We start from the raw sequence: 23,890 nt of genomic DNA, 5'->3' as shown, positions 1-23,890 counted from the left end.
CGCGTTGGGTGCGGGCTTGGGGTCTGCAATGGCCACGGGCATGGGGGCGGGGCGGGGCGCCACTTTGGGGGCCGGCTTGGGCGGCGGAGGGGGCGCGGGCGGCGGGGGAGTGACCTTGGGCGGGGCAGGCGGGGCGATGAATTCGCTCAGCAGTTCCGCCGGCACGATCACCTCGGCAGCTTTGCGCACCAGCCCGGACTGCAGAGCCCAGATGCCCGCCACATGCAAGGCCACCACGGAGCCCACGATCACGGCGTTGCGGCTCACGCCCCCAGGGGGGGCAAAACGATCAGGCTGAGACATAAAAATGATAGCTGCCAGCGCTTGCTGGACAAGCGCTAGAAGCCAAAAAGACCTAAATTATTTGCGAAAGATCCACCAGGCCGAGCCTGCGACGAGGATCAGGCTGCCTGCGAGTGTAGAGAGGAGTTCCATGACTTGCTTTCCAGAATGGAGCTGGCAAGCTGGATCGGCTGCGGCGCGGCTTCGTTGTGCAGGGCCGCCACCGGGCTCGACGCACTGCATTGCGCGACCACATCGCGGGCGCAGCTTTCGCAGCAGCCGCATTGGGTGGCTACGCCCAGTTCGAACTGGATCTCGTCAAAGCTCATGCCGGCACGCGCGTGGCGGGCAATTTCACGGTCGGAAATCCGGCGGCAGACACAGACGATCATGGCGGCAGGCAGTTTGGCTGGCTGTTGAAGGAAGTGATCGCATTATAAATACGAATCTATCGCATTTGCAATAAATCATTTCCGGCAACGCGGTCAATCAGGACGCTCCCGAGGTGTCAACGCGGGACTAGCAGCGCCGGGGATGCATCGGCCAATGTGGCGCAGCCGGTAAGCGCCATGGCGATCTCCAGCTCATCGCGCAGCAGCCGCAGCACATGGGCCACCCCGGCCGCTCCGGCGTTGGCCAAGCCGTGAACGATGGGGCGCCCCACCAGCACGGCGCTCGCCCCCAGGGCCATGGCTTTGAGCACATCGGTGCCGCGCCGGATCCCCCCGTCCACCAGCACAGGCATCGTGGGCTGGACGGCCCGGGCAGCCTCCACCACCAATGGCAGCTGGCGGGCGGTGGCGGGGGTGGTGTCCAGTGTGCGCCCGCCGTGGTTGGAAACGATGAGTCCTGCCACGCCCAGGCTCGCTGCCTCGCGGGCGTCGTCCGGGTGCAGCACGCCCTTGAGCAGGACGGGCAGCCGGGTGACGGACTGCAGCCACTGCACGTCGGCCCAGGTGGGGGCGTGGTGCAGCAGGCCGTCGAACAGGGCACTCTGGCCGGGGGCCAGCGCGACCTCCGGCGGGGGCAGCATGCCCAGCAAGTTGGCCGCGCTGACGCCCGCGGGCAGACGGAATGCGGCCCGCCGCTCGCGGTCGCGTGCGCCGTGGCAGGGGGCGTCCACCGTCAGCACCAGGGCTTCGTAGCCCGCGCGCTCGGCCCGTTCGACCAGTTCGCGGGTGAAGTCGCGATCGTGCTGCAAATACAGCTGGAACCACAGTGGCCCACGACCTGCGTCGTCCCGGACCGCATTGGCCACGGCCTCCAGCCGGGTGCTCGCCTGGGTGCTCAGCACCATGCCCGCCCCGAGGGCGGCTGCAGCATAGGCGGAACCCAGTTCGCCATCGGGGTGGGCCATGCGCTGATAGGCTACAGGCGCCAGCAGGATGGGGTGGGCGAGCGTGCGGCCCAGCAGTTGTACGCGCGTGTGCCCGCCCGCCAGCGGGCGCAGCACCCGGGGCAGCAGGCCGATCTGGTCCCAGGCCCGGCGGTTGGCACCCAGCGTGATCTCGTCGGCCGCAGCCCCATTGAAGTAGGCCCAGGCGCCGGGTTCCAGGCGGGTGGCGGCGTGGGTTTCGTGGTCCGCCAAGGTCACGATGCTGGGCGGCACCGCGGGGGGAGGGGCGGGGGCGGGTGGGCTCACGTGTCTGCCCACATGCGCAGCAGGTTGTGGTACGTGCCCGTCAAGGCCACGGTTTCGGGCGATTCGCCGTGCTCCTGCCGCAGGCGCAGCAGAGCCATGTCCATGTTGTAGAGCAGGCGCCGCTGCTCGTCGCTGCGCACCATGCTCTCAATCCAGAAGAAGCAGGCCATGCGGTGGCCGCGGGTGACGGGGCGCACCTGGTGCACGCTGGTGCCGGGATAGATCACCGCATGGCCTGCGGGCAGCTTGACGCGCTGCTCGCCAAAGGTGTCGTCGATGCACAGCTCGCCGCCGTCGTATTCATCGGGCTCTGACAGGAACACGGTGCAAGAGATGTCGGTGCGCAGGCGCTCGCGACGGTCGGCCATCTGGCGCACGGCGCTGTCCACATGGTCGCCATAGTGGTTGGCGCCGCCGCCGTAGCGGTTGATGCGCGGCGGAAATACGCGCTTGGGCAGGGTGGCGGTCAGGAACAGCGCGCTGCGGTCCAGCGACGCCATCACCAGGGCCGAGATGTGCTGGGCGGCTTCGCAGTCGCGCGGCAGTTGTTCGTTGTTCTTGGCCTGGCGCGCCTGGGAGCCCGCGCTGTCCTTGCCATCGGCCCAGGGGGCGTTGCGCAGCAGCTGGCGGGCGGTCTGCAGGTCTGCTGGCGAGAGAAGATCCGGGAGCGTGAGCAGCATGGCGTGGGTTGTAAAGCAAAAAAGCCGCCCCGATAAGGGGGCGGCGAATACCTTGAAGAGACGTTGTGATGCCGGTCAGAACTTGATGCTGGCCGTGACTTGGAACACGCGGCCTGCACCAGGCACGTAGTGGCCGCTGTAGATGGAGTCCGCGTAGAGCTTGTTCGTCACGTTGCTCAGGTTGGCCTTGATCGTGTAACGCTCGCTGATGGCGTACTCTGCCATCAGGTCTGCGGTCACGTAGCCGGGCACTTCCCAGCCGGGGTTGCGGTTGGGTGTCTGCGCGCTGCGGAAGTTCAGGCCGCCACCCACACGCAGGGCTGGCGTGATCTGGTAAGTGGTCCACACCGTGCCGCTGTGGCGCGGTGTGAGCGAGGGGCGTGAGCCCTGGCCTTCGGCACCCTCAGCACCGATATCGATCTTGGCGCTGGGCATCCACATGTACGACCCATAGACCTCCCACTGGGGCGTGAGGCGACCGGTGATGTCGATCTCGGCGCCCGCAGCATGGCGCTTGCCCGACAGCACGGCGATGTTCAGGTCCGGGTCGGTATTGCGCTCGCGGTACTTGGTGGAATGGAACACAGCCAGGCGTGTGGTGAAGCGCTTGTCGGCCGAGTCCAGCTTGGCGCCGATTTCGATGTTGCGGCTGGCTTCGGGCGGGGTGTTCACCGTTTGGGCACTGTACGAGTACGTGTCGCCCGAGGTGTTGAACGATGTGCCGTACGAGAAGTGGTACGACTGCAGGTCGTTCGGCTGGTACAGCACGCCCGCGCGCTTGCTCCATTCCGAAATCTTCTGGCGGTAGCTCGCCGTCGTGACCGGGCCAGGCGCGGTATTGGGAATGCCGAACGTGTTGTAGCTGCCGTCCATGTTGTCGTAGCGCAAGCCCACCAACACCTTCCAGTGCGGAGCAACCTGGATCAGGTCCTGGGCGTAAAAACCATACCCCTTGGCTTCAAAGTCGCTGGAAGTGCGCAGCACGCGGCTGCTTTCGGTTACGCCTGAAGCGCTGTTGGGTGTGGCCACCGTTGTGGGAGGCTTGGGCATGTCCACGCCGCCCTGCGCTGCGCTGCGCGCGGCGTATACGGTCTTTTGTTCATGCGCAAAGTCGGCGCCGGCGAGCAGTTCGTGCTTGAACCCTAGTGCCTCGAACTTCTTGCTGAAGTCGGATTGCAGGTGCACCGTGTCCATGTCCTGGATCTTCAGGTGCGTGCCACGGGTGAGGCGCGTGGCTGGGCCAAAGTTTTCCAGCGTTGCGGCCACACCGCCGGGTTGCTGGGCGGCCGGGGCCAAGCGCACGGCGCCCGCGCGCTGGTCGCGTTCGAAGCGGCCCGCGCGCAACTGGGTCTTCAGTTCCGCATCGCCATCAAAGCGATGGATGTGGCCCAAGGTGGCAAACGTTGCGCTACCGGCGTTGTAATCGCTGGCCGCGCCGTAGTAGTTCCTCGGATCCAGCGGCAGCAAGGTGGTGTCGCTGACGGGGGAGTTGGGGCCGCGGCGGATCCACGGCATGCCGTAGTTCATGCCGTTCTTGTTGTCCAGGTGGTACAAGCTCACGGAGAACTCATCGCGCGTGCCGATGCCGAAGGCGTACGTGCCTGCAATGCCCTTCTTTTCGATGCTGCTGCCTGCGCCGTTGTTGTCGGCCGTGGTGCTCATCGCGTTCAGGCGCAGGGCCGCGTTCTCGCCGGTGAGGATGTTGAAGTCGCCGGTAATGCGGCGGTATTGGTGGCTGCCCAGCGTCAGATCGACTTGGTGCGTGTCGATCAGGCGGGGGGCCTTGCTGACTTGGTTCACGGCACCGCCAGTGGAACCGCGGCCAAACAGCATCGACGCCGAGCCGCGCAGCAACTCGACCCGGTCCAGGTTGAAAGTGTCGCGGTCGTAGAACGCCGGGTCGCGCATGCCGTCGATGAACATGTCGCCCGTGCTTTGCAGCGCAAAGCCGCGCAGGCGGATGTCCTCCTCACCGCCTTCAGCGGCCAGGAAGGTTATGCCGGCGGTGTTCTTCAGGGCTTCCTTGACGGTGTCGAGGTTGCGGTCGTCGATGAGGCGCTCGGTGACCACGGTGACCGACTGGGGAATGTCACGCAACTGCTGCTTGCCTTTGCCAATGGTGGTCTCGGTGGCCCGCACGCTGTCTTTGCCCTCGGGGGCCTCGGCGCGCTCCTTGACCACCACGGGCGCGAGTGTCTTCTCTGCAGGGCCCGTTTGCGCCATGGCCCCCATGGATGCGGCCAGCATCAGTGCGCCAAGGGGCAGGAGAGCTTTGTCGTGCGATGCGCCCAGAGCGGCTGGAGCGGTGGATGTGTTTTTGCGCAGGGCGGTGCTGCGGCGCTGAGCGCGTGATTTTGCCAAGATGGCCTCCGTCGATGGGGATGTGCAGGTAGCGCCTACGGCGCCAGAAAGCGAGCGGGATGCGATGACGCTGGTGAGAAAGACTTCACAAGGTCTGCATCTTTGTGCAGCTTTATGTTACATCAAATGAGGGTCATTCTCATTTGCATTGATGTTTGGAAACCACAATTCATCCCCTCCAGACGAAAAAAAGCCGGCAGAGCCGGCTTCTTTCCTGGGCGCAAAACGCTGACTTACTTGACGTGCTTGCCGATCAGGCCGGCCAGTTCAAACATCGAGACCTGGGGCTTGCCAAACAGCTCCTTGAGCTTGGCGTCTGCGTTGATGTTGCGCTTGTTCGCGGCATCCTGCAGGTTGTTGGCCTTGATGTAGACCCACAGCTTGCTGATGATCTCCGTGCGTGGCAGCGGCGCCGAGCCCACCACGGCGGCCAGCGCGGGGCTGGGCGTGAGTGCCTTCATGAAAGCAGCGTTGGGAGTGCGCTTCTTGGCCGGGGCATCAGCCTTCTTGGCTGCGGGGGCTGTTTTTGCCGGAGCTTTTTTTGCAGTTGCCATGTTGGGTTGTCCTTGTTGGAAGTAAATTGCACCAGCGAAAACCATGCTGTCCCACTGGCAGGCCGATGCTAATGGGAAAAAAACGGGTTTCCAAGGGAGAAACACCTTTTTTTGCCTCGATTTGTAGCTGTGGAGCCCTGCTGCGGCCGATAAGGCAGTGCCAGGGCGCTCCAGCCTTGACAAAAGGGGCTGGCGCCTGCCGTTTTTCCTGGAGCTGGACGACAATGTCCGTCAAGCTCCTGGGCCGCGATGCACATGCGCTCCAGGGAAATTTGTCTCGATTGACCTCGTTCTGAAAGCCCTTTCGCAATGACCACTCCTGCCTCCCCAGCCCCCTTCAGCACCTGCGATTTTTGCGACGCGCACAAGGCAGAGGCCGGCGGCGCATTTCGTGTGCTGCCCCCGGTCTTTCAGAGCTTGGGCGGTCGGGCAACATTTGCTGGTCCGGTCAGCACGGTCAAATGCCACGAAGACAACACACAGGTCAAAGCGGCGGTGGAATCCCCCGGAGAGGGCAGGGTTCTGGTGGTGGACGGCGGCGGCTCGCTGCGCCGCGCGTTGGTAGGGGGCAATCTGGCGGCCGCCGCCGCGCGCAACGGATGGGCCGGCCTTGTGGTGGATGGCTGCGTGCGCGACGTGGCGGAGTTGAAGGAGGCGGGCGTTGGCATCCGCGCACTGGCCGTGATGCCGCTGCCCACCGAGCGCCGGGGGGAGGGGCAGCGCGATGTGGCAGTGCAAATCCAGGGCGTTTCAGTACACCCGGGTGACTGGTTGTATGCCGACGCGGACGGCATTGTGATCAGCGCGACGCCTCTGACTGCGTAGGGTCGGTCGCCATAGGCTGGCTCTCAATGTGTTTATGGCCGCCCGGGGAATGGACTGGCCTGTCACCCCGCCCTGCGCGCACCGATTGTCGGATTGTTGAAGAAAGTCTGCAGCCCATGCTCGACGAGATTCCGCCCTCTGGTCCCCTGCGCCATGTCTTTGTCTACGGCACGCTGCGCCGTGGAGGCATCAATGACATCAACCGGTTGCATCCGCCGCCCCGGTTCGTCGGCGCTGCCCAAGTGAGAGGGGCGCTCTACCACCTGGGGGCCTATCCCGGCATGACGCTCGGCGGCAACGAGTGGGTGCAGGGAGAGGTGTACGCGATAGATCCCGCGCTCGAGCCGGCGCTGGATGAGATCGAGGACCTGGGAGCTCACCCGACGGATGAATATGTGAAGCGCCAGATTTCGGTCAATGTGGGTGGCCAATGCCTGGAGTGCCTTGTGTATGAGATCAATCCGCGGTACGCAATTCCCGCTCTGCGAGTGAAAGAGGGGGATTGGATGAAGGCGATTGCCACCGCGGCAAATGACAGGCCATGAACTCAAGCAGCTGTTTTGCAATGCGAAATCAAAATTTCGCAATACAAAACTTGCCTCATTGTGCATTGCCGCAAATTTTCTCGATATGGAAAATTTGATCTCATATTGAGAAAATTGGACAACAAGTTATTGATTTATAAGAGAAAAATTTATCTCTTGTATAAGACATAAGAGCTTGCGCAAGTCTTATAGAAGACTTAAAGTTGTCTCCAAGGGCCGCATCAGCAGCCCGGCGTTTCAACCAACCTCTGGAGTGATCTCATGCCCCAATCTCTCAATGAACAACTGAGCCGCGAACAGCAAATTGCAGCCCTCGAAAAAGACTGGGCCCAGAATCCCCGTTGGAAGGGTGTGAAGCGCGGCTACTCTGCAGCTGATGTGGTGCGCCTGCGTGGCTCGCTGCCCATCGAATACACGCTGGCCAAGCGTGGTGCCGAGAAGCTGTGGGACAAGATCAATGGCGGCGCCAAGAAGGGCTATGTGAACGCCTTCGGCGCCATCTCCGCCGGCCAGGCCATGCAGCAGGCCAAGGCGGGCCTTGAAGCCGTGTACCTTTCGGGCTGGCAAGTCGCGGCAGACGGCAACACGTCTGAAACGATGTACCCCGACCAGTCCCTGTATGCGTACGACTCGGTGCCCACCATGGTCCGTCGCATCAACAACACCTTCAAGCGTGCTGACGAAATCCAGTGGGGCCGCGGCATCAACCCCGGCGACAAGGAATTCATCGACTACTTTCTGCCCATCGTGGCGGACGCTGAAGCCGGTTTCGGCGGCGTGCTGAATGCCTTCGAGCTGATGAAGAACATGATCGCCGCAGGCGCAGCCGGCGTGCATTTCGAAGACCAACTGGCTGCCGTGAAGAAGTGCGGCCACATGGGCGGCAAGGTCCTCGTGCCTACGCAAGAAGCCTGCGAAAAGTTGATTGCCGCGCGCTTTGCTGCAGACGTGATGGGCGTGTCCACCATCGTGCTGGCTCGCACCGACGCCGAAGCTGCCAACCTGATCACGTCCGATCACGACGCCAATGACAAGCCCTTCCTGACTGGCGAGCGCACGCAAGAAGGCTTCTACCGCGTGAAGAATGGCCTGGAGCAAGCCATCAGCCGTGGTGTCGCCTACGCTCCCTACGCCGACCTGGTGTGGTGCGAAACCGGCGTGCCGGACATCGGCTTCGCCCGCGAGTTCGCCCAGGCCGTGCACGCTGCATGCCCTGGCAAACTGCTCTCGTACAACTGCTCGCCTTCTTTCAACTGGAAGAAGAACCTGGACGACAAGCAGATTGCTTCGTTCCAGGAAGACCTGTCCGCGCTGGGCTACAAGTACCAGTTCATCACCCTGGCTGGCATTCACATCAACTGGTTCAACACCTTCCAGTTCGCCCATGCATACGCCCGCGGCGAAGGCATGAAGCACTACACCGAAATGGTGCAGGAACCCGAATTCGCAGCACGCGAAAAGGGCTACACCTTCGTGTCGCACCAGCAGGAAGTGGGCGCAGGTTACTTCGACGACGTGACCACGGTGATCCAGGGCGGCTCGTCCAGCGTGAAGGCGCTGACGGGTTCTACCGAAGAAGAGCAGTTCCACTGATCGTTCCAGGCATGCGCTGCTTCGTGTGGCGCAACTGCACCGAACGTCTAGCCCGAAGCGCCTGCTTCGGGCTTTTTGCTTTCGGCGGGGTTAAAATGCATGGAAATTCACTGCACAAGAGCGAGAAAGGCAATCTGGTTATGACACCGCGAACTACATCGGAGATGTTGACCAGCCGCTGAGGCTGGCTGTTCGCGCCTGCACGAGATTGCACACCTCCCTCCAAAGCGCGGACCTGTTCCGCGCTTTTTTGTTTTGGGCTTGGCGCGTGCCCGCACCCTTCCGTACTGATTGAAAAGAAAGAGTAGGAGTCCATGATCCATATCACGCTTCCAGATGGTTCGCAGCGCGAGTTTCCGGGGCCCGTCACTGTGGCCGAGGTGGCCGCATCCATCGGGTCGGGTCTGGCCAAGGCAGCGCTGGCGGGCAAGATCGGCGACAAAGTGGTGGACACCAGCTACCAGATCACGGCCGACAGCCCGCTGTCTATCGTCACGGCCAAGGATCCTGATGGCCTGGAAGTCATCCGCCACTCCACTGCGCACTTGCTGGCCTATGCCGTGAAGGAGCTGTTCCCCGACGCCCAAGTGACCATCGGCCCCGTGATCGAGAACGGTTTCTTCTATGACTTTGCGTACAAGCGTCCTTTCACGCCCGAAGACCTGGTAGCGATCGAGAAACGCATGGGGGAACTGGCTGCGAAGGATGAGCCTGTGGTGCGCCGCGTGCTGCCACGCGATGAGGCTGTGGCGTACTTCAAACGCCTGGGTGAAAACTACAAGGCCGAGATCATCGCCAGCATCCCGACCAATGAGGATGTCAGTCTGTATCGCGAAGGCAACTTCGAAGATCTGTGCCGTGGCCCGCACGTTCCCAGCACGGGCAAGCTCAAGCATTTCAAGTTGATGAAAGTGGCTGGTGCCTATTGGCGCGGGGACCATCGCAATGAAATGCTGCAGCGCGTGTACGGCACCGCGTGGGCTACCAAGGAAGAGCTGCAGCAATACCTGACGATGCTGGAAGAGGCTGAAAAGCGCGACCACCGCAAGCTGGGCCGCGAACTGGACCTGTTTCACATGGACGAGCATTCGCCCGGAACGGTGTTCTGGCACCCCAAGGGCTGGGCGCTGTGGCAGGAGGTGGAGCAGTACATGCGCCGCGTGTACCGCGACAACGGGTACCAGGAGGTCAAGGGTCCTCAGATCCTGGACAAGAGCTTGTGGGAGAAGACGGGCCATTGGGACAAGTACCGCGACAACATGTTCACGACCGAATCGGAAAAGCGCGACTATGCGCTCAAGCCGATGAACTGCCCTGGGCACATCCTGATCTACAAGCAGGGCATCAAGAGCTACCGTGACCTGCCGCTGCGGTATGGCGAATTTGGCGCCTGCCACCGCAATGAGCCTACGGGCGGCCTGCACGGCATCATGCGCGTGCGCGGCTTCACGCAGGATGACGGCCACATCTTCTGCACCGAAGAGCAGGTGCAGGAAGAGTGCGCCAACTACACGGCCCTGGTGCAGAAGGTCTACAAGGACTTCGGCTTCACCGACATCATCTACAAGGTGGCCACGCGGCCCGAAGCGCGCATCGGAACCGACGAGGCGTGGGATCGCGCAGAGAAGGCGCTGATGGACGGCTTGCGCCATTCGGGCTGTGAATTCGAAATCGCCGAAGGCGAGGGGGCGTTTTATGGTCCCAAGATCGAGTACACCCTCAAGGACGCGCTGGGCCGCCAGTGGCAGTGCGGCACGATGCAGATCGACCCCAATTTGCCCGAGCGTCTGGATGCCGAGTACGTGGCCGAGGACGGAAGCCGCAAGCGTCCGCTGATGCTGCATCGCGCCACAGTGGGCAGCATGGAACGATTCATCGGCATGCTGATCGAGCACTATGCGGGTGCGTTCCCGGTGTGGCTGGCACCGGTGCAGGTGGCGGTGCTCAACATTACCGATGCACAGGCCGATTACTGTCGCGAAATTGCCGCAAAACTGCAAAAAGCGCTGCCGAATCAAGACCTTAGGGTGGTGACGGATCTGCGCAATGAGAAGATTACGTATAAAATACGTGAGCATTCGTTGCAAAAGCTGCCCTATATCCTCGTCGCTGGCGACAAGGAAAAGGCGGCTGGCGCCGTCGCAGTGCGTGGCCGGGGCAATCGTGACCTCGGCGTGATGTCCGTCGAAGCGTTCGCAGAGTTGATCGCCCAAGACATCGCCACCAAAGCCTGATTTGAGTTCAAAAACTTGCTTTGGCGCTTGCCAAGTGTGCGGTATTTGCTACAAGTATTGTAGTGTTTTGATTGAAGGAAGATAGCCATCGCTACTGAATTTCGTGATCGTCGTCAGCGCGAAGAGCGCAAGCACCGCCTGAACCGTGAAATCATGGCTCCGGAAGTTCGTCTTTCCGGTCCTGACAACGAGCCGCTGGGCGTTGTGAGTCTGATGGAAGCCCTGCGCATGGCGGGTGAGCTGGATGTGGACTTGGTGGAAATTGCCGCTACGGCGAACCCCCCGGTTTGCCGCCTGATGGACTACGGCAAGTTCAAGTACCAGGAGCAAAAGCGTGCTGCCGAGGCCAAGGCCAAGCAGACGGTCATCGAGATCAAGGAAGTCAAGTTCCGTCCGGGCACGGACGATGGCGACTACAACATCAAGATGCGCAACATCCGCCGGTTTTTGGCGGATGGAGACAAGTGCAAGATTACGCTGCGGTTTCGTGGCCGTGAAATCACGCACCAGGAGCTGGGTTTGGCGCTGCTCAATCGTATCCGCGACGAGTTGGCCGACTCCATCATCATCGAGCAGTTCCCCAAGTTGGAAGGCCGCCAGATGATCATGATGATTGCCCCTGGCAAGAAGAAGCCTGCGGCTGCAAAGCCTGCAGCAGAAAGCGCCTCGTCGGCGGGTAACGCGGCCTGAGGCAGCGTTGTCGATGTGATTGAGATTTGAGTGCGGCGTCCGCAAAGGCGTGGCGCTCAAAAGGCGGCGCTCAGGCGCCGCCGAACGAAAGGCGGAAGTCTTTCGATAAAAGTGGCTCGGGGCCAACAAGTTTGCAGATCGGTTTGCAAACGCCTCGCGAGCACAATGAAGAAGGAGCATTCACATGCCCAAAATGAAGACCAAGAGCAGCGCGAAAAAACGTTTCCGCGTTCGTCCCGGTGGCACCGTCAAGCGCGGTCAAGCCTTCAAGCGTCACATCTTGACCAAGAAGACCACCAAGAACAAGCGCCACCTGCGTGGTGCAGTGAATGTGCATGAGACCAACATGGGCTCGATCGCACAAATGCTGCCCAGCGCTGGCCTGTAATAACTGACGAACAAGGAGTACATACATGCCTCGCGTCAAACGTGGTGTAACGGCCCGTGCCCGTCACAAGAAAGTTCTCGCCCTTGCCAAGGGCTTCCGTGGTCGCCGCGGTAACGTCTTCCGCATCGCCAAGCAGGCGGTGATGAAGGCTGGGCAATATGCCTACCGTGACCGCCGCACCAAGAAGCGCGTGTTCCGCCAGCTGTGGATCGCCCGTATCAACGCCGCTGCTCGTGAACTGGGCCTGACCTACAGCCAGTTCGCCAACGGCCTGAAGAAGGCATCCATCGAGATCGACCGCAAGATGCTGGCCGATCTCGCCGTGCACGACAAGGCTGCCTTTGGCAGCATCGTGGAGCAAGTCAAGGCCAAGCTGGCTGCTTGAGTTCACGATGAGCAGCTATCGTTCTGATAGCTGCTTGCGCAATAACAGCAAGGGCTAGGGCTTGAAAAGGCGCTAGCCCTTGTTCATTTTCACGAGTCGATAAAGAACGATTTACGCAAAGCAGGTTCCGGCAAGACGCTTGCCGCATGGAGATGTTGCTTGCTTGTGCGTCCTTGTTTGCGTAAATCTTGAAAGAGTCGGTATGAACGAGTTGGATTCCCTGGTCGAGAGCGCGACGCAGTTGTTCGCCCAAAGCGCCACCCCTGCAGATCTGGAAAACGCCAAAGCGCAGTTTCTGGGCAAGTCGGGCCGCGTGACCGAGCTCATGAAAGGCATGGCACAGCTGTCCGTGGAGGAGAAAAAATCCCGCGGCGCAGCCATCAACCTTGCCAAGCAGGCCATCGAAGGCGCGCTGACGGCACGCCGCCAAGCCCTGGCCGATGCCGAACTGCAGGCCCAGCTCAAGGCCGAAGCGCTGGACGTGAGCCTGCCGGGCCGCCAGCGCGGGCAGGGCGGACTGCACCCCGTGTCGCTCACGCTCGAGCGCATCGAGGGCATCTTCGGCTCGATGGGATTCGACGTGGCCCAGGGCCCCGAGATCGAGACCGACTGGTTCAACTTCACCGCACTGAACACGCCGGAAGATCACCCCGCGCGTTCCATGCACGACACCTTCTACGTAGAGGGCGGCACTGCCACCGCCCCCAACCTGCTGCGCACGCACACCAGCCCGATGCAGATCCGCCATGCGGTGCAGCATGTGAAGAAGCACCGCGCTCTGCTCGACGCCGGCCAGGCCATGCCCGAGATCCGTGTGATCGCCCCGGGCCGCACCTACCGCGTGGACAGCGACGCCACGCACTCGCCCATGTTCCACCAGTGCGAGGGCCTGTGGATTGGCGAGAACGTGAGCTTCAAGGACCTGAAGGTGGTGTTCACCGACTTCTGCCGCACCTTCTTTGAAAGCGATGATCTGGTGCTGCGTTTCAGGCCCAGCTTCTTCCCCTTCACGGAGCCCAGCGCCGAGATCGACATCCAGTTCCAGACTGGCCCGCTGGCCGGCCGCTGGCTGGAAGTGGCCGGCTCCGGCCAAGTGCACCCCAACGTGGTGCGCAACATGGGGCTGGACCCCGAAAAGTACATCGGCTTTGCCTTCGGCATGGGCCCCGACCGCCTCACCATGCTGCGCTACGGCGTGAATGACCTGCGCGTGTTCTTTGACGGCGACATCCGTTTCCTGTCGCAGTTTCAGTGACCCTGCCAACCTGCCCCAGCCAAGCAAAAAAGTGAGCTGCCAGCGCTTGATTTCATTGGAATTCAAAGCCGTTTCATACTGAAACCAAGCCCCGAAAAGCGCAAGCAGCTATCTTTTCAAGAGCAAACGCCTCGAGCACAAGAGTTTCTACACCATGCAATTCCCCGAGTCCTGGTTGCGCGAATTCTGCAACCCCCCGCTGAGCACGCAAGAGCTGGCCGATACCCTCACCATGGCGGGCCTGGAGGTCGAAGAGCTGCGCCCCGTGGCGCCGCCCTTTACCAAGATCGTCGTGGGCGAGATCAAGGAGGCCGTGCAGCATCCTGACGCCGACCGCCTGCGCGTATGCCAGGTAGACGTGGGGCAGGGCGCGTTGCTCAACATCGTGTGCGGTGCGCCCAATGCGCGCGTGGGCATCAAGGTTCCGTGCGCGCTGGTCGGCGCGGAACTGCCGCCCGGCGACGACGGCAAGCCCTTTCTCATCAAGGTGGGCAAGCTGCGCGGTGTGGAAAGCCAGGGCATGCTGTGCTCGGCGCGCGAGCTCAAGCTGTCGGAAGACCACGGGGGCCTGCTGGAGCTGGATGCTTCCGCGCCTGTGGGGCAGGACATCCGCACGTACCTGAATCTGGACGACACGCTGTTCACGCTCAAGCTCACGCCCAATCTGGCGCATTGCCTGAGCGTGTATGGCATCGCGCGCGAGCTGGCGGCGTTGACCGGCGCACCGCTCAAGCAGCCGTCGTTCCCCGCCGTGCAGCCCACGCTGAATGACAAGCTGCCCGTGAAGATCAGCGCGCCCGACCTGTGCGGTCGTTTCTCGGGCCGCATCGTGCGCAACGTGAACACGCGCGCGGCCACGCCGCAGTGGATGCTGGATCGCCTGGCGCGCTGCGGGCAGCGCGGCGTGTCGCCACTGGTGGACATCTCCAACTACGTGATGTTCGAGCTGGGCCGGCCTTCGCACATCTTCGACCTCGACAAGATCCACGGCACGCTGGATGTGCGCTGGGGCCAGCCCGGCGAGCAGCTCAAGCTGCTCAACGGCAACACCATCACGGTGGACGAGAAGGTGGGCGTGATTGCTGACGACAACCAGGTCGAGTCGCTGGCTGGCATCATGGGCGGCGATGCGACGGCCGTGTCGGACGACACCCAACACATCTACATCGAAGCTGCCTTCTGGTGGCCCAAGGCCGTGGCGGGGCGTTCGCGCCGCTTCAATTTCTCCACCGACGCTGGCCACCGCTTTGAACGCGGCGTGGACCCGAGCCTGACGGTGGAGCACATCGAGCGCATCACGCAGCTCGTGATCGACATCTGCGGCACGCCCGAGACTGCCTGCGGCTCCATGGACGACCAACAGGTGAACCTGCCCAAGCCCCAGCCTGTGACGCTGCGCGTGGCGCGTGCGGCCAAGGTCATCGGCATGCCGCTCACGCAGGCACAGTGCGCCGATGCACTGCGCGGTCTGGGCCTGCCGGTGACGGAAGGCGATGGCACGCTCACCGTCGCGCCGCCCTCGTACCGCTTCGATATCACCATCGAAGAAGACCTGATCGAAGAAGTGGCCCGCATGGTGGGCTACAACAACCTGCCCACCACGCCGCCACTGGCGCCAATCACGCCCAAGCTGCCGCCCGAAGCCACGCGCAGCCCGTTTGCCGTGCGCCGCCAGCTGGCCGGCCTGGGCTATCAGGAAACCATCAACTTCAGCTTTGTGGAAGAGCGCTGGGAGCACGAGCTGGCTGGCAACGCCACGCCCATCAAGCTGCTCAACCCCATCGCCAGCCAGATGAGCGTGATGCGCTCCACACTGCTGGGCTCGCTGCTGCAGGTGCTCAAGTTCAACCTCGACCGCAAGGCCGGGCGCGTGCGCGTGTTCGAGCTGGGCCGCGTGTTCTTGCGCGATTCCAGCGTGCAGAACACCGACACCACGGTGGAGGGGTTCCACCAGCCCATGCGCGTGGCGGGCCTGGCCTATGGCGCGGCCGACACGCTGCAATGGGGCCGCAAGGACCAGCCCATCGACTTCTTCGATGTGAAGGGTGATGTGGAGGCGATGCTCGCGCCGCTGCGTCCCACCTTCGAGGCTGCCACGCATCCCGCCATGCACCCGGGCCGCTGCGCGCGCGTGATGGTGGGCGGCCGCGCCATCGGCTTTGTGGGTGAGCTGCATCCCCAGTGGCGCCAGTCGTGGGACCTGCCCCAGGCGCCCGTTTTGTTCGAACTCGAGCTTGATGCCGTGCTGCAGCGCGCTGTGCCGCAGTTCAAGCCGGTGGCCAAGCACCAGGCCGTGGAGCGCGATGTGGCCGTGGTGGTGGCAGAGCGTGTCACGCACGCTGACATCATGGCCGCCGTTCACGCCGCAGCACCCGCGGGCATGTTGCGCTCGGCCGTGTTGTTCGACGTGTACCGACCCAAGGCACTGCGTCCCGGTGAAGAAGCCCCTGCGGGCGGCTTGGCTGCGGGAGAAAAGAGCTTGGCCGTGCGCCTGACCTTGGGCCGTGATGAAGCTACCTTGACCGAGGCCGAGATTGAAGCTGCCGTGCAGGCAGTGGTGGCACGCCTGGTCCAGGATACAGGCGCGCGGCTGCGCATTTAACGATGAGCTTGATGGGGAGTGATGCAGTGATGGAATTTGCTGTCGAAAGCCTGGAGACCCCGGCACTGACGAAGGCGCAATTGGCCGATCTGCTGTTCGACCAGATCGGTTTGAACAAGCGCGAGTCCAAAGACATGATTGACGCATTCTTTGATCTGATTGCGCAAAGCCTCGTTGAGGGCAAGGATGTCAAGCTGTCGGGGTTTGGGAATTTCCAGATCCGTACGAAGGCGCCACGCCCGGGGCGCAATCCGCGCACCGGCGAAGCCATTCCCATCAAGGCGCGCCGGGTGGTGACTTTCCATGCCAGCAGCAAGCTCAAGGAGCAGATCCAGACCTCGGCCGCAGGGTAACTATGTACCGATTTTGTGTCCTATTTGGCGGCTGCGGCTGGCGGGATGACCGCGTCTGCAGTACCCTTGTCGGCTTTCCCGTCTGAATCCCGATTCCATGGGCACCACCCTTCCTTCCATTCCTGCCAAGCGGTACTTCACGATTGGTGAGGTAGCGGAGCTGTGTGGCGTGAAGCCGCATGTCTTGCGCTATTGGGAACAGGAGTTCACGCAGTTGCGGCCCATGAAGCGGCGCGGCAACCGGCGCTATTACCAGCACCACGAGGTGCTCATGATCCGGCGCATCCGGGATTTGCTGTATGACCAGGGTTTCACGATCAGCGGTGCGCGCAACCGGCTTCAAGAGCTGGTCCACGCGGGCCGTGCCGATGCACAGGCGGATGGTGGCATGGACGGCGCTCATTCTGAGGGGGAGTGGGTCGAGCCACCGAGCATGCTGGTGGACAACGCGCGAGATCTTTCCATTGATGCGAAAGGGCTCGCGCTGGACTCCAATGCCATGCGCAAAGAATTATTTGAAATTCGTGCGCTACTTTCTCCGGGGTGACCTTTTTTGTGCATATAATCTAAGTCTTGTCGGCGTGTAGCGCAGCCTGGTAGCGCACTTGCATGGGGTGCAAGGGGTCGCGAGTTCGAATCCCGCCACGCCGACCATTGATAGCAAGAGCCCAGAACCGAAAGGTTCTGGGCTTTTTTGCTTGCAGCAGCCGATTTGGCGGCCTGGGTTGCACCGTTGGGCTGCATGGCCGACTTGCCCGCTGGGCGAAGGGATTCAATGATCGATGGACTCGTGGCGGGTCGCCTTTACGGCGACTGCGAACAACGTACCGACAAGACAGGGCGGCCTTTCTCCGTGGCCAAAGTCCGCGCCAGCACGGCAGAAGCCGAAATGTTGTTCGTGAACGTGATCGCCTTTGAAGCGAGCGTGTGCAGTGGCCTTCACCAATTGCGCGATGGGGATTCGGTAGCTCTGGCCGGAAGCCTGACACCCCGGGTATGGACGGACAAGCAAGGGATCACGCGGCCAGCACTCGACATGGTGGCGCATCGACTGCTCACATTGCAGGCCGGCTGATCGGCATTGGTGAATCGGTTGGCGTTGGCCCAACCTGTGCATTGTGCAGGCAGCCGGCAGGCGCTTGCTCCATGCGTTCAATTGGAATTTTTCGAGCCGGACGCGCCCGGCATGAATCCCAACGCCCGGAGTTCTTCCTCGCTGAGGTGTAGCTCGGTAAGCTCCGGTTGCCGAGGTTCCACGGCGCGCCGACGCTCGTAGCCCGCCGGTGGGCCATCCTCCTTCTTGCGTCTGTCTTGTCCACTGCGGCGGTCGTTGGTGGTCCGTCGTTCGACACTCATCTTCTAGCTCCTGGGGAAGGGAATCTCCACGGGCGGCGCTGGGAACAGCCGGAGCGGCCGCGGAGTTCTGGTCACTTCTGTGCAGGCAGTCTGCCGCAGCCGGAATCCTTTGCAAGCAAAAAGATGCCGGGATGACGGCGGGAGGACCATCCTTCGCCCAGCTTTGGTGACGCGCTGCACCGCCTTGAGGCGGTCGCCAGTATGGAAAGCAGGTCATCGAACGGCTGGGAGTCATCCATGCATCTGCGTGCGCCGCGAAGGTGCAGGAATGGTGCGGCACGGAATTTGCGATCTTCCGAGTACGTCCATGGGTGAGGCTGCCCGTGGACGGTTCGATCCCTCCGCTAATGATGGCGGAACCCCGGCTAGGAAGGATGTGTTCCTCCTCGCTGGCTCGTTCCATCCCCGCCGTGCCATCGCGGAGGATGCGCTGCGTTGATTGCCTCCGTGAAGGGGCGACGCACGGCATTCTCACCTGCCCTTCGAGATGGCCGGATCCCTTGCAGGAGATCCCGCATGAAAATCGTTCTTATCGGCCACGGCATGGTAGGCCAAAAGTTCCTCGAAAGTCTTGCCGACACCGGTCTGTCCGATGTGGAAGTGACCGTGCTGTGCGAAGAGCCGCGTGCCGCCTACGACCGGGTCCATCTTTCCGAGTTCTTCAGTGGCAAGGCCGCAGATGACCTCTCGCTGGTGGAGCCCGGCTTTTTTGAGCGAACGGGTTTTTCGCTGCGGCTCTCCACCCGTGCTGCGGCCATCGACCGGCGCAGCCGCACCGTCACCACCGCGGATGGCGAGGTGCTCAGCTATGACAAGCTGGTGCTCGCCACAGGCTCCAATCCTTTTGTGCCCCAGGTTCCGGGGCGCGACCGTGAACACTGCTTCGTCTATCGCACCATCGAGGATCTGGAGGCCATGCTGGCCTCCGGCGCCAAGTCCAAGACAGGCGTGGTGGTGGGCGGTGGGCTGCTGGGCCTGGAATGCGCCAAGGCACTGCGCGACATGGGCCTGGAAACCCATGTGGTGGAGTTCGCGCCGCGGCTGATGGCTGTGCAGGTGGATGAAGGCGGTGGCCGCGTGCTGCGCGCCAAGATTGAGGAACTGGGCGTGCAGGTGCACACTGGCCGCAATACGCAAGAGATCACCGATGGGGCCCGGGCGCGGCACCGCATGGTGTTTGCCGACGGCTCCTGGCTGGAGACCGACATGATCGTGTTCTCCGCCGGCATCCGCCCGCGCGATGAGTTGGCCCGCCAGTGCGTGCTGGCCATCGGCCCGCGCGGTGGCGTGGCCATCGACAGTGCTTGCCGCACCAGTGACCACAACGTGTATGCCATTGGCGAATGCGCTTCTTGGAACGAGCAGACTTTCGGCTTGGTGGCACCCGGCTACGACATGGCCCGCGTGGCCGCACGCCACATTGCGGGCGATGCCGACGCGGCCTTTGTTGGCGCGGACATGAGCACGAAGCTCAAGCTCATGGGTGTAGATGTTGCCAGCATCGGCGACGCCCACGGCAAGACGCCCCACAGCCGCACCTGCCAGTACGTGGACGAGCGCCGCCAGGTCTACAAGAAGATCGTCATCAGCGAGGACGGCAAGCAGCTGCTGGGCGCCGTGCTCATCGGCGATGCGGCGGAATACGGCACCCTGCTGCAGATGGCGCTCAATGGCATCACGCTGCCGGAAGACCCCGAGTTCTTGATCTTCCCGTCCAGCGATGGCAAGGCCAAGCCCGGCCTGGGCGTGGACGCGCTGCCCGACTCTGCACAGATCTGCTCGTGCAACAACGTCACCAAGGGCGGTATTTGCGCCGCCGTGGGCGAGGGTGCTTGCACCATCGCCGATGTCAAGGCGTGCACCAAGGCCGGAGCGACTTGTGGCGGTTGCGTACCCCTGGTCACCCAGGTCATGAAAGCCGAGATGGCGCGCCGCGGCATGGCCGTGAACAACCATATCTGCGAGCACTTCGCTTATTCGCGCCAGGAGGTCTATCACCTGGTGCGCGTGGGCCAGATCAAGAATTTTGAGGACCTGCTGGCCAAACATGGCACCGGCATGGGCTGCGATATCTGCAAGCCCGTGGCGGCCAGTGTGTTTGCTTCGTGCTGGAACGAGTTCGTGCTCAAGAAGGAACTGGCGGGCCTGCAAGACAGCAACGACTACTACCTGGGCAACATCCAGAAGGATGGCACGTATTCGGTGGTGCCGCGCATGCCCGGCGGCGAAGTCACGCCCGACGGCCTGATCGCCGTGGGGCAGGTGGCCAAGAAGTACGGCCTGTACACCAAGGTCACCGGCGGCGCGCGCGTGGACATGTTTGGCGCGCGGGTGGAGCAACTGCCACTGATCTGGGAAGAGCTGATCGCCGCAGGTTTCGAGTCGGGCCATGCGTACGGCAAGTCGCTGCGCACTGTCAAAAGCTGCGTGGGCTCAACTTGGTGCCGCTATGGTGTGCAGGACAGCGTCGGACTGGCCGTGGAGTTGGAGAACCGCTACAAGGGCTTGCGGGCACCTCACAAGATCAAGTTCGGCGTGTCTGGCTGTACGCGCGAGTGCGCCGAGGCGCAAGGCAAGGACATCGGTGTGATCGCGACCGAAGAGGGCTGGAACCTCTACATCTGCGGCAACGGCGGCATGAAGCCCCGCCACGCCGAGTTGTTCGCGTCCGACCTGACGAAGGAGGCGTTGGTGCGCCTGATCGACCGCGTGTTGATGTTCTACGTGCGCACGGCAGACCGGCTTCAGCGCACCAGCACCTGGCGAGAGAACCTGGAAGGCGGTTTGGCCTACCTTCAGGACGTACTGCAAAAGGACAGTCTGGGCCTGTGCGCTGAGCTTGAAGCCCAGATGCAGCAGGTGGTGGATAGCTACCAGTGCGAGTGGAAGACGGCCGTGACCGACCCAGAGACGCGCAAGCGCTTCCGCTCGTTCGTGAACAGCGACAAGGCCGATGAAAACCTGCTTTTTGTCGAAGAGCGTGGGCAGATTCGCCCTGCGCGCGCGGAGGAGCGCAGCCAGGCCAAGGTCATTCCCATCCGCCAGGCAGCATGAGCAAAGAAGAAGGAGAGAACATGAGTGCACTTTTGTTGAGCAGCACGCATCCCCTGTGGACCGACATCTGCACGGTCGATGACATCCTGCCGGGTACAGGCGTTTGCGCCTTGGTGGCTGGCCAGCACGTCGCGGTCTTCCGCACGAGCGACGACCAGTTCTTTGCCATCGACAACGTGGATCCGAAATCTGGGGCCAGCGTGCTCTCGCGCGGGCTGATCGGCAACCTGGGGGGGCGCATTGTGGTTGCCTCGCCGCTGTACAAGAACCACTTCGACCTGCGCACGGGGGAGTGCCTCGAGTTGCCTGAGCACTCCGTGCGCGCCCACGGCGTGCGTGCGGATGGTGGGCGAGTCCAGGTGGCGATGGTGTGATGCTGGGAAAAGCACTGAGCGAGGCGTGGCGAGTGAGTGGCCGGCGGTAGCATCAGCGAGATCGAGCCCTGGAGAAATGATATGCCCGACGTGGCCCTCGCACCCCTGACCGTTTCCAACCTTGTCCTGCGATCACGCCGGCTCGAGATTGACGCTGTGCGCCATCTGGCCGATCGTGCCATTTTGGTGGACGTGGTCGGCCAATTGATCGAGGGCCTTCAGCGGGAACGGGGCGCCTCGGGTGCCTACCTGGCGTCCAATGCGCAACGGTTCGCTGAGTTGCGCGCCAGCGTAGTGCAGGAAGTCTGCGCACTGGAGTCCAAGCTCAGGGAAGAGTTTGCGCGGCATCTGGAACCTGAACAGGGCGCCACAGCTAAAGCCCTCTCGCTGATGGCGTGGGTGCTGCTGGGGCTGGACTCGCTGCCGGCGCTGCGCAGCCAGATCGACAAGCATGCGATGACGGCGCACGACTCTGTCGCGGCGTTCAGCCACTTGATCGCCGGGCTGATCGAGCTGGTCTTCCATGTGGCCGACGCTGCCGGTCTGCCCAGCGTGTCCCGACAGTTGGTGGCCCTGCTGCACTTGGTCCAGGCCCAGGAGGAGGCGGGCCAGGAGCGGGCGATGGGTGCCTTGCTCTACGCATCGGGACAGGGCAGCGAAGCGCACCAACAGCGTGTGCTGCACCTCATTGACGCGCAAGAGCGCAGTCTGCGCGTGTTCACCGAGTTTGCCGATCCGCCGTTGCGCGCGCGCTGGGAACAACAGCAGCAACAGCTGGTACCCGCGATTGCCCAACTCGAGCGCCTGCGGCGAACCCTGTGCGTGGTGCGCCCTGGGGCTGCGCTGGACAGCAACCTGAGCGACCTGTGGTTTGACGTCTGCACCGAACGCATCACTGCGCTGTGGCAGTTGCAGGTCGAACTGGTCCGCTGCCTGCGGGAGGATTGTGCGGCCCTCATCCTTTCCTCCGAGAAAGAACTGCAGGACTCGCAAGGCTTGCTGCGTGGGTTGCGCGACAACCCGCCACAACGTACGCACGCCGTCGACCGCTTTTTTGACATGGCGATGGAGCCTGCCGCCGCGGCGTCCGACAACGGGCCACACGGCGCCGAGGCGACCTCTCTCATGGAACTCCTGCGGGCACAGTCGGTGCGCATGGCCAGCATGGAGGCGGAGCTGGAGGCCGCGCGCCGCGCGCTCAATGAGCGCAAGATCATCGAACGTGCCAAGGGGGTGCTGATGGCGCGGCTTGGCATGAACGAAGAGGTTGCCTTTCGCGTGTTGCAAAAGACCTCAATGGACCAAAACCGCCGTCTGCTCGAGGTGGCCGAGGCGACGCTGGCGCTGCCCGACCTGGCCTTTGCGAACCAGAGCCGCCGGGGGGACAAGTCCGCATGAGTTCTGCGACTGATGGCCAGAAGGTGTGCACCGCAATGGCGCTGAGGGCTTGGCACAGGCACGTCCTGATGGCGCACAGACAAGACACTCCGCCAATTGTTGTGGAACTGGTGAAATGCCGCCTCTCAAGGCCATGGAAGAGAGGGGGGCAAGCACCCGTGCGCTGGCCATGAAAAAAGCCCTGACTCTTGCGAATCAGGGCTTTTCATTTGGTGCCGGAGAGATGAATCGAACACCCGACCTTCTCATTACGAATGAGCTGCTCTACCGACTGAGCTACACCGGCGTAAGCCTCAAATTATAGCGCGGAATGATAGCTCGTCACGCGCTCTACTTCATTTTTTGAGCCCAGGATGACGCTCACGCGTTCGTGCAACTGGGTGGGCTGGATCTCCAGGATGCGTTGCTTGCCGTTGGTAGCAGCGCCGCCGGCTTGCTCCACCAGCCAGCCCATGGGGTTGGCTTCGTACATCAGGCGCAGTTTGCCGGGCTTGTTGGGTTCGCGCTTGTCCCAGGGGTACATGAAGATGCCGCCGCGGGTCAGGATGCGGTGCACGTCGGCCACCATGCTGGCGATCCAGCGCATGTTGAAGTCTTTGCCGCGCGGGCCTTCCGTGCCTTGCAGGCATTCGTCGATGTAGCGCTTCACAGGGGCATCCCAGTGGCGCATGTTGCTCATGTTGATGGCGAATTCCTTGGTGTCTTCGGGAATGCGCACGTTCTCCTCGGTCAGCACGAAGGAGCCTTGCTCGCGGTCGAGCGTGAACATGGCCACGCCGTCGCCCACGGTCAGCACCAGCGTGGTCTGCGGGCCGTAGATGCAGTAGCCTGCTGCCACCTGCGCGGTGCCGGGCTGCAAGAAGTCGCCGGCCTCCACGCCGCGGTCGTCGTCGGGCTTCTTGAGCACGCTGAAGATGGTGCCGATGCTGACGTTGACATCGATGTTGGAGGAGCCGTCCAGGGGGTCGAACAGCAGCAGGTACTCGCCCTGCGGGTAACGGTTGGGGACGAGGTAGATGCCGTCCATTTCCTCGGACGCCATGGCCGCAAGGTGGCCGCCCCATTCGTTGGCTTCAATCAGCACCTCGTTGGCGATGATGTCCAGCTTCTTCTGGATTTCGCCCTGCACGTTCTCGCTGCCTGCAGCGCCCAGCACGCCGCCCAGGGCGCCCTTGTTCACGGCATGGCTGATGCTCTTGCAGGCACGGGCCACCACTTCGAGCAGCAGGCGCAGCTGCGAGGGGATGAGGCCGTCCACCCGTTGTTGCTCAACGAGGTAGCGGGTGAGGCTGATGCGCTTCGTCATGGATGGATCTCTT

At 62.6% G+C, this 23,890-nt stretch carries 21 protein-coding genes, 2 tRNA genes and 1 pseudogene; 16 read left to right on the top strand and 8 right to left on the bottom strand.

Annotated elements, in window-relative coordinates; genetic code table 11:
* From MRY84_RS07335 to MRY84_RS07310, 6 genes and pseudogenes are all read right to left on the bottom strand, one after another.
* Positions 1 to 303: pseudogene (locus MRY84_RS07335) on the bottom strand (energy transducer TonB); the annotation flags it as partial.
* A 98-nt stretch (positions 304 to 401) separates the two neighbouring features.
* Positions 402 to 674 carry a (2Fe-2S)-binding protein gene (locus MRY84_RS07330; RefSeq protein WP_291505079.1) on the bottom strand — a complete coding sequence of 91 codons (273 nt, stop codon included), beginning with the start codon at positions 672 to 674 and terminating at the stop codon, positions 402 to 404.
* 116 nt (positions 675 to 790) lie between these two features.
* The gene (locus MRY84_RS07325) at positions 791 to 1,924 is read right to left on the bottom strand and encodes an alpha-hydroxy acid oxidase (RefSeq protein ID WP_291505078.1); all 1,134 of its coding nucleotides are present in this window, start codon (positions 1,922 to 1,924) and stop codon (positions 791 to 793) included.
* On the bottom strand, positions 1,921 to 2,604 hold the full coding sequence (locus tag MRY84_RS07320; protein ID WP_291505077.1) for a Fe2+-dependent dioxygenase: 684 nt from the start codon (positions 2,602 to 2,604) through the stop codon (positions 1,921 to 1,923). Before MRY84_RS07320 ends, MRY84_RS07325 begins: the two co-directional genes overlap by 4 nt.
* Positions 2,605 to 2,679: 75 nt before the next feature.
* Positions 2,680 to 4,851: a TonB-dependent siderophore receptor gene (locus MRY84_RS07315; RefSeq protein ID WP_291505081.1), complete on the bottom strand. Its 2,172-nt coding sequence runs from the start codon at positions 4,849 to 4,851 to the stop codon at positions 2,680 to 2,682.
* Between the two features lie 347 nt (positions 4,852 to 5,198).
* On the bottom strand, positions 5,199 to 5,519 hold the full coding sequence (locus MRY84_RS07310) for an SWIB/MDM2 domain-containing protein (RefSeq protein ID WP_142145426.1): 321 nt from the start codon (positions 5,517 to 5,519) through the stop codon (positions 5,199 to 5,201).
* 309 nt (positions 5,520 to 5,828) lie between these two features.
* Between MRY84_RS07310 and rraA the strand changes: the two genes are divergently transcribed.
* From rraA to MRY84_RS07230, 16 genes are all read left to right on the top strand, one after another.
* The gene (gene rraA / locus MRY84_RS07305) at positions 5,829 to 6,344 is read left to right on the top strand and encodes a ribonuclease E activity regulator RraA (protein ID WP_291505076.1); all 516 of its coding nucleotides are present in this window, start codon (positions 5,829 to 5,831) and stop codon (positions 6,342 to 6,344) included.
* A gap of 116 nt (positions 6,345 to 6,460) precedes the next feature.
* Positions 6,461 to 6,889, top strand: a complete 429-nt coding sequence (locus MRY84_RS07300; protein WP_291505075.1) for a gamma-glutamylcyclotransferase family protein — start codon at positions 6,461 to 6,463, stop codon at positions 6,887 to 6,889.
* Between the two features lie 261 nt (positions 6,890 to 7,150).
* Positions 7,151 to 8,482, top strand: a complete 1,332-nt coding sequence (gene aceA / locus MRY84_RS07295) for an isocitrate lyase (RefSeq protein WP_291505074.1) — start codon at positions 7,151 to 7,153, stop codon at positions 8,480 to 8,482.
* A 314-nt stretch (positions 8,483 to 8,796) separates the two neighbouring features.
* On the top strand, positions 8,797 to 10,716 hold the full coding sequence (gene thrS / locus MRY84_RS07290) for a threonine--tRNA ligase (protein WP_291505073.1): 1,920 nt from the start codon (positions 8,797 to 8,799) through the stop codon (positions 10,714 to 10,716).
* 87 nt (positions 10,717 to 10,803) lie between these two features.
* A complete protein-coding gene (infC, locus tag MRY84_RS07285; RefSeq protein ID WP_291505080.1) occupies positions 10,804 to 11,406 on the top strand; it encodes a translation initiation factor IF-3 in 603 nt (200 codons plus the stop codon).
* A 184-nt stretch (positions 11,407 to 11,590) separates the two neighbouring features.
* On the top strand, positions 11,591 to 11,794 hold the full coding sequence (rpmI, locus tag MRY84_RS07280) for a 50S ribosomal protein L35 (protein ID WP_005795135.1): 204 nt from the start codon (positions 11,591 to 11,593) through the stop codon (positions 11,792 to 11,794).
* A 25-nt stretch (positions 11,795 to 11,819) separates the two neighbouring features.
* The gene (rplT, locus tag MRY84_RS07275; RefSeq protein WP_005795139.1) at positions 11,820 to 12,179 is read left to right on the top strand and encodes a 50S ribosomal protein L20; all 360 of its coding nucleotides are present in this window, start codon (positions 11,820 to 11,822) and stop codon (positions 12,177 to 12,179) included.
* A 202-nt stretch (positions 12,180 to 12,381) separates the two neighbouring features.
* The gene (pheS, locus tag MRY84_RS07270) at positions 12,382 to 13,434 is read left to right on the top strand and encodes a phenylalanine--tRNA ligase subunit alpha (RefSeq protein WP_291505072.1); all 1,053 of its coding nucleotides are present in this window, start codon (positions 12,382 to 12,384) and stop codon (positions 13,432 to 13,434) included.
* 154 nt (positions 13,435 to 13,588) lie between these two features.
* Positions 13,589 to 16,036, top strand: a complete 2,448-nt coding sequence (gene pheT / locus MRY84_RS07265) for a phenylalanine--tRNA ligase subunit beta (protein ID WP_291505071.1) — start codon at positions 13,589 to 13,591, stop codon at positions 16,034 to 16,036.
* Positions 16,037 to 16,065: 29 nt separating this feature from the next.
* Positions 16,066 to 16,389 (top strand): integration host factor subunit alpha, encoded by a 324-nt coding sequence (locus MRY84_RS07260; protein ID WP_291505070.1) that lies wholly within the window; start codon positions 16,066 to 16,068, stop codon positions 16,387 to 16,389.
* 97 nt (positions 16,390 to 16,486) lie between these two features.
* Entirely contained in the window at positions 16,487 to 16,936 is a 450-nt protein-coding gene (locus MRY84_RS07255; protein ID WP_291505069.1) for a MerR family transcriptional regulator, read from the top strand.
* A 30-nt stretch (positions 16,937 to 16,966) separates the two neighbouring features.
* Positions 16,967 to 17,043 (top strand) — tRNA-Pro (locus MRY84_RS07250).
* Positions 17,044 to 17,164: 121 nt separating this feature from the next.
* Positions 17,165 to 17,464, top strand: a complete 300-nt coding sequence (locus MRY84_RS07245; protein WP_291505068.1) for a single-stranded DNA-binding protein — start codon at positions 17,165 to 17,167, stop codon at positions 17,462 to 17,464.
* 797 nt (positions 17,465 to 18,261) lie between these two features.
* Positions 18,262 to 20,799 (top strand): nitrite reductase large subunit NirB, encoded by a 2,538-nt coding sequence (gene nirB, locus MRY84_RS07240; protein ID WP_291505067.1) that lies wholly within the window; start codon positions 18,262 to 18,264, stop codon positions 20,797 to 20,799.
* A gap of 20 nt (positions 20,800 to 20,819) precedes the next feature.
* Positions 20,820 to 21,173, top strand: coding sequence for a nitrite reductase small subunit NirD (nirD, locus tag MRY84_RS07235; protein WP_291505066.1), 354 nt, complete (start codon positions 20,820 to 20,822; stop codon positions 21,171 to 21,173).
* An 81-nt stretch (positions 21,174 to 21,254) separates the two neighbouring features.
* Positions 21,255 to 22,571: a nitrate- and nitrite sensing domain-containing protein gene (locus tag MRY84_RS07230; protein ID WP_291505065.1), complete on the top strand. Its 1,317-nt coding sequence runs from the start codon at positions 21,255 to 21,257 to the stop codon at positions 22,569 to 22,571.
* 210 nt (positions 22,572 to 22,781) lie between these two features.
* On the opposite strand, the gene MRY84_RS07225 is transcribed toward MRY84_RS07230, so the two are convergent.
* Together MRY84_RS07225 and MRY84_RS07220 are read right to left on the bottom strand one after the other, a co-directional pair.
* Positions 22,782 to 22,857, bottom strand: a tRNA-Thr gene (locus tag MRY84_RS07225).
* Between the two features lie 12 nt (positions 22,858 to 22,869).
* Entirely contained in the window at positions 22,870 to 23,877 is a 1,008-nt protein-coding gene (locus tag MRY84_RS07220; protein ID WP_291505064.1) for a class 1 fructose-bisphosphatase, read from the bottom strand.
* Positions 23,878 to 23,890: the final 13 nt, after the last annotated feature.

The sequence above is a fragment of the Acidovorax sp. genome, assembly GCF_022763525.1.
Taxonomy (GTDB): Bacteria; Pseudomonadota; Gammaproteobacteria; order Burkholderiales; family Burkholderiaceae_C; genus Acidovorax.
This window is presented reverse-complemented; position numbering and strand designations above follow the sequence as displayed.

What these genes read in the sequence shown, in the direction of transcription:
- MRY84_RS07330 (WP_291505079.1), bottom strand. Translation starts at nt 674, where the DNA reads ATGATCGTCTGTGTCTGCCGCCGGATTTCCGACCGTGAAATTGCCCGC.
- MRY84_RS07320 (WP_291505077.1), bottom strand. Translation starts at nt 2,604, where the DNA reads ATGCTGCTCACGCTCCCGGATCTTCTCTCGCCAGCAGACCTGCAGACC.
- MRY84_RS07315 (WP_291505081.1), bottom strand. Translation starts at nt 4,851, where the DNA reads ATGCTGGCCGCATCCATGGGGGCCATGGCGCAAACGGGCCCTGCAGAG.
- MRY84_RS07310 (WP_142145426.1), bottom strand. Translation starts at nt 5,519, where the DNA reads ATGGCAACTGCAAAAAAAGCTCCGGCAAAAACAGCCCCCGCAGCCAAG.
- rraA (WP_291505076.1), top strand. Translation starts at nt 5,829, where the DNA reads ATGACCACTCCTGCCTCCCCAGCCCCCTTCAGCACCTGCGATTTTTGC.
- MRY84_RS07300 (WP_291505075.1), top strand. Translation starts at nt 6,461, where the DNA reads ATGCTCGACGAGATTCCGCCCTCTGGTCCCCTGCGCCATGTCTTTGTC.
- aceA (WP_291505074.1), top strand. Translation starts at nt 7,151, where the DNA reads ATGCCCCAATCTCTCAATGAACAACTGAGCCGCGAACAGCAAATTGCA.
- thrS (WP_291505073.1), top strand. Translation starts at nt 8,797, where the DNA reads ATGATCCATATCACGCTTCCAGATGGTTCGCAGCGCGAGTTTCCGGGG.
- rpmI (WP_005795135.1), top strand. Translation starts at nt 11,591, where the DNA reads ATGCCCAAAATGAAGACCAAGAGCAGCGCGAAAAAACGTTTCCGCGTT.
- rplT (WP_005795139.1), top strand. Translation starts at nt 11,820, where the DNA reads ATGCCTCGCGTCAAACGTGGTGTAACGGCCCGTGCCCGTCACAAGAAA.
- pheS (WP_291505072.1), top strand. Translation starts at nt 12,382, where the DNA reads ATGAACGAGTTGGATTCCCTGGTCGAGAGCGCGACGCAGTTGTTCGCC.
- pheT (WP_291505071.1), top strand. Translation starts at nt 13,589, where the DNA reads ATGCAATTCCCCGAGTCCTGGTTGCGCGAATTCTGCAACCCCCCGCTG.
- MRY84_RS07260 (WP_291505070.1), top strand. Translation starts at nt 16,066, where the DNA reads ATGGAATTTGCTGTCGAAAGCCTGGAGACCCCGGCACTGACGAAGGCG.
- MRY84_RS07255 (WP_291505069.1), top strand. Translation starts at nt 16,487, where the DNA reads ATGGGCACCACCCTTCCTTCCATTCCTGCCAAGCGGTACTTCACGATT.
- MRY84_RS07245 (WP_291505068.1), top strand. Translation starts at nt 17,165, where the DNA reads ATGATCGATGGACTCGTGGCGGGTCGCCTTTACGGCGACTGCGAACAA.
- nirB (WP_291505067.1), top strand. Translation starts at nt 18,262, where the DNA reads ATGAAAATCGTTCTTATCGGCCACGGCATGGTAGGCCAAAAGTTCCTC.
- nirD (WP_291505066.1), top strand. Translation starts at nt 20,820, where the DNA reads ATGAGTGCACTTTTGTTGAGCAGCACGCATCCCCTGTGGACCGACATC.
- MRY84_RS07230 (WP_291505065.1), top strand. Translation starts at nt 21,255, where the DNA reads ATGCCCGACGTGGCCCTCGCACCCCTGACCGTTTCCAACCTTGTCCTG.
- MRY84_RS07220 (WP_291505064.1), bottom strand. Translation starts at nt 23,877, where the DNA reads ATGACGAAGCGCATCAGCCTCACCCGCTACCTCGTTGAGCAACAACGG.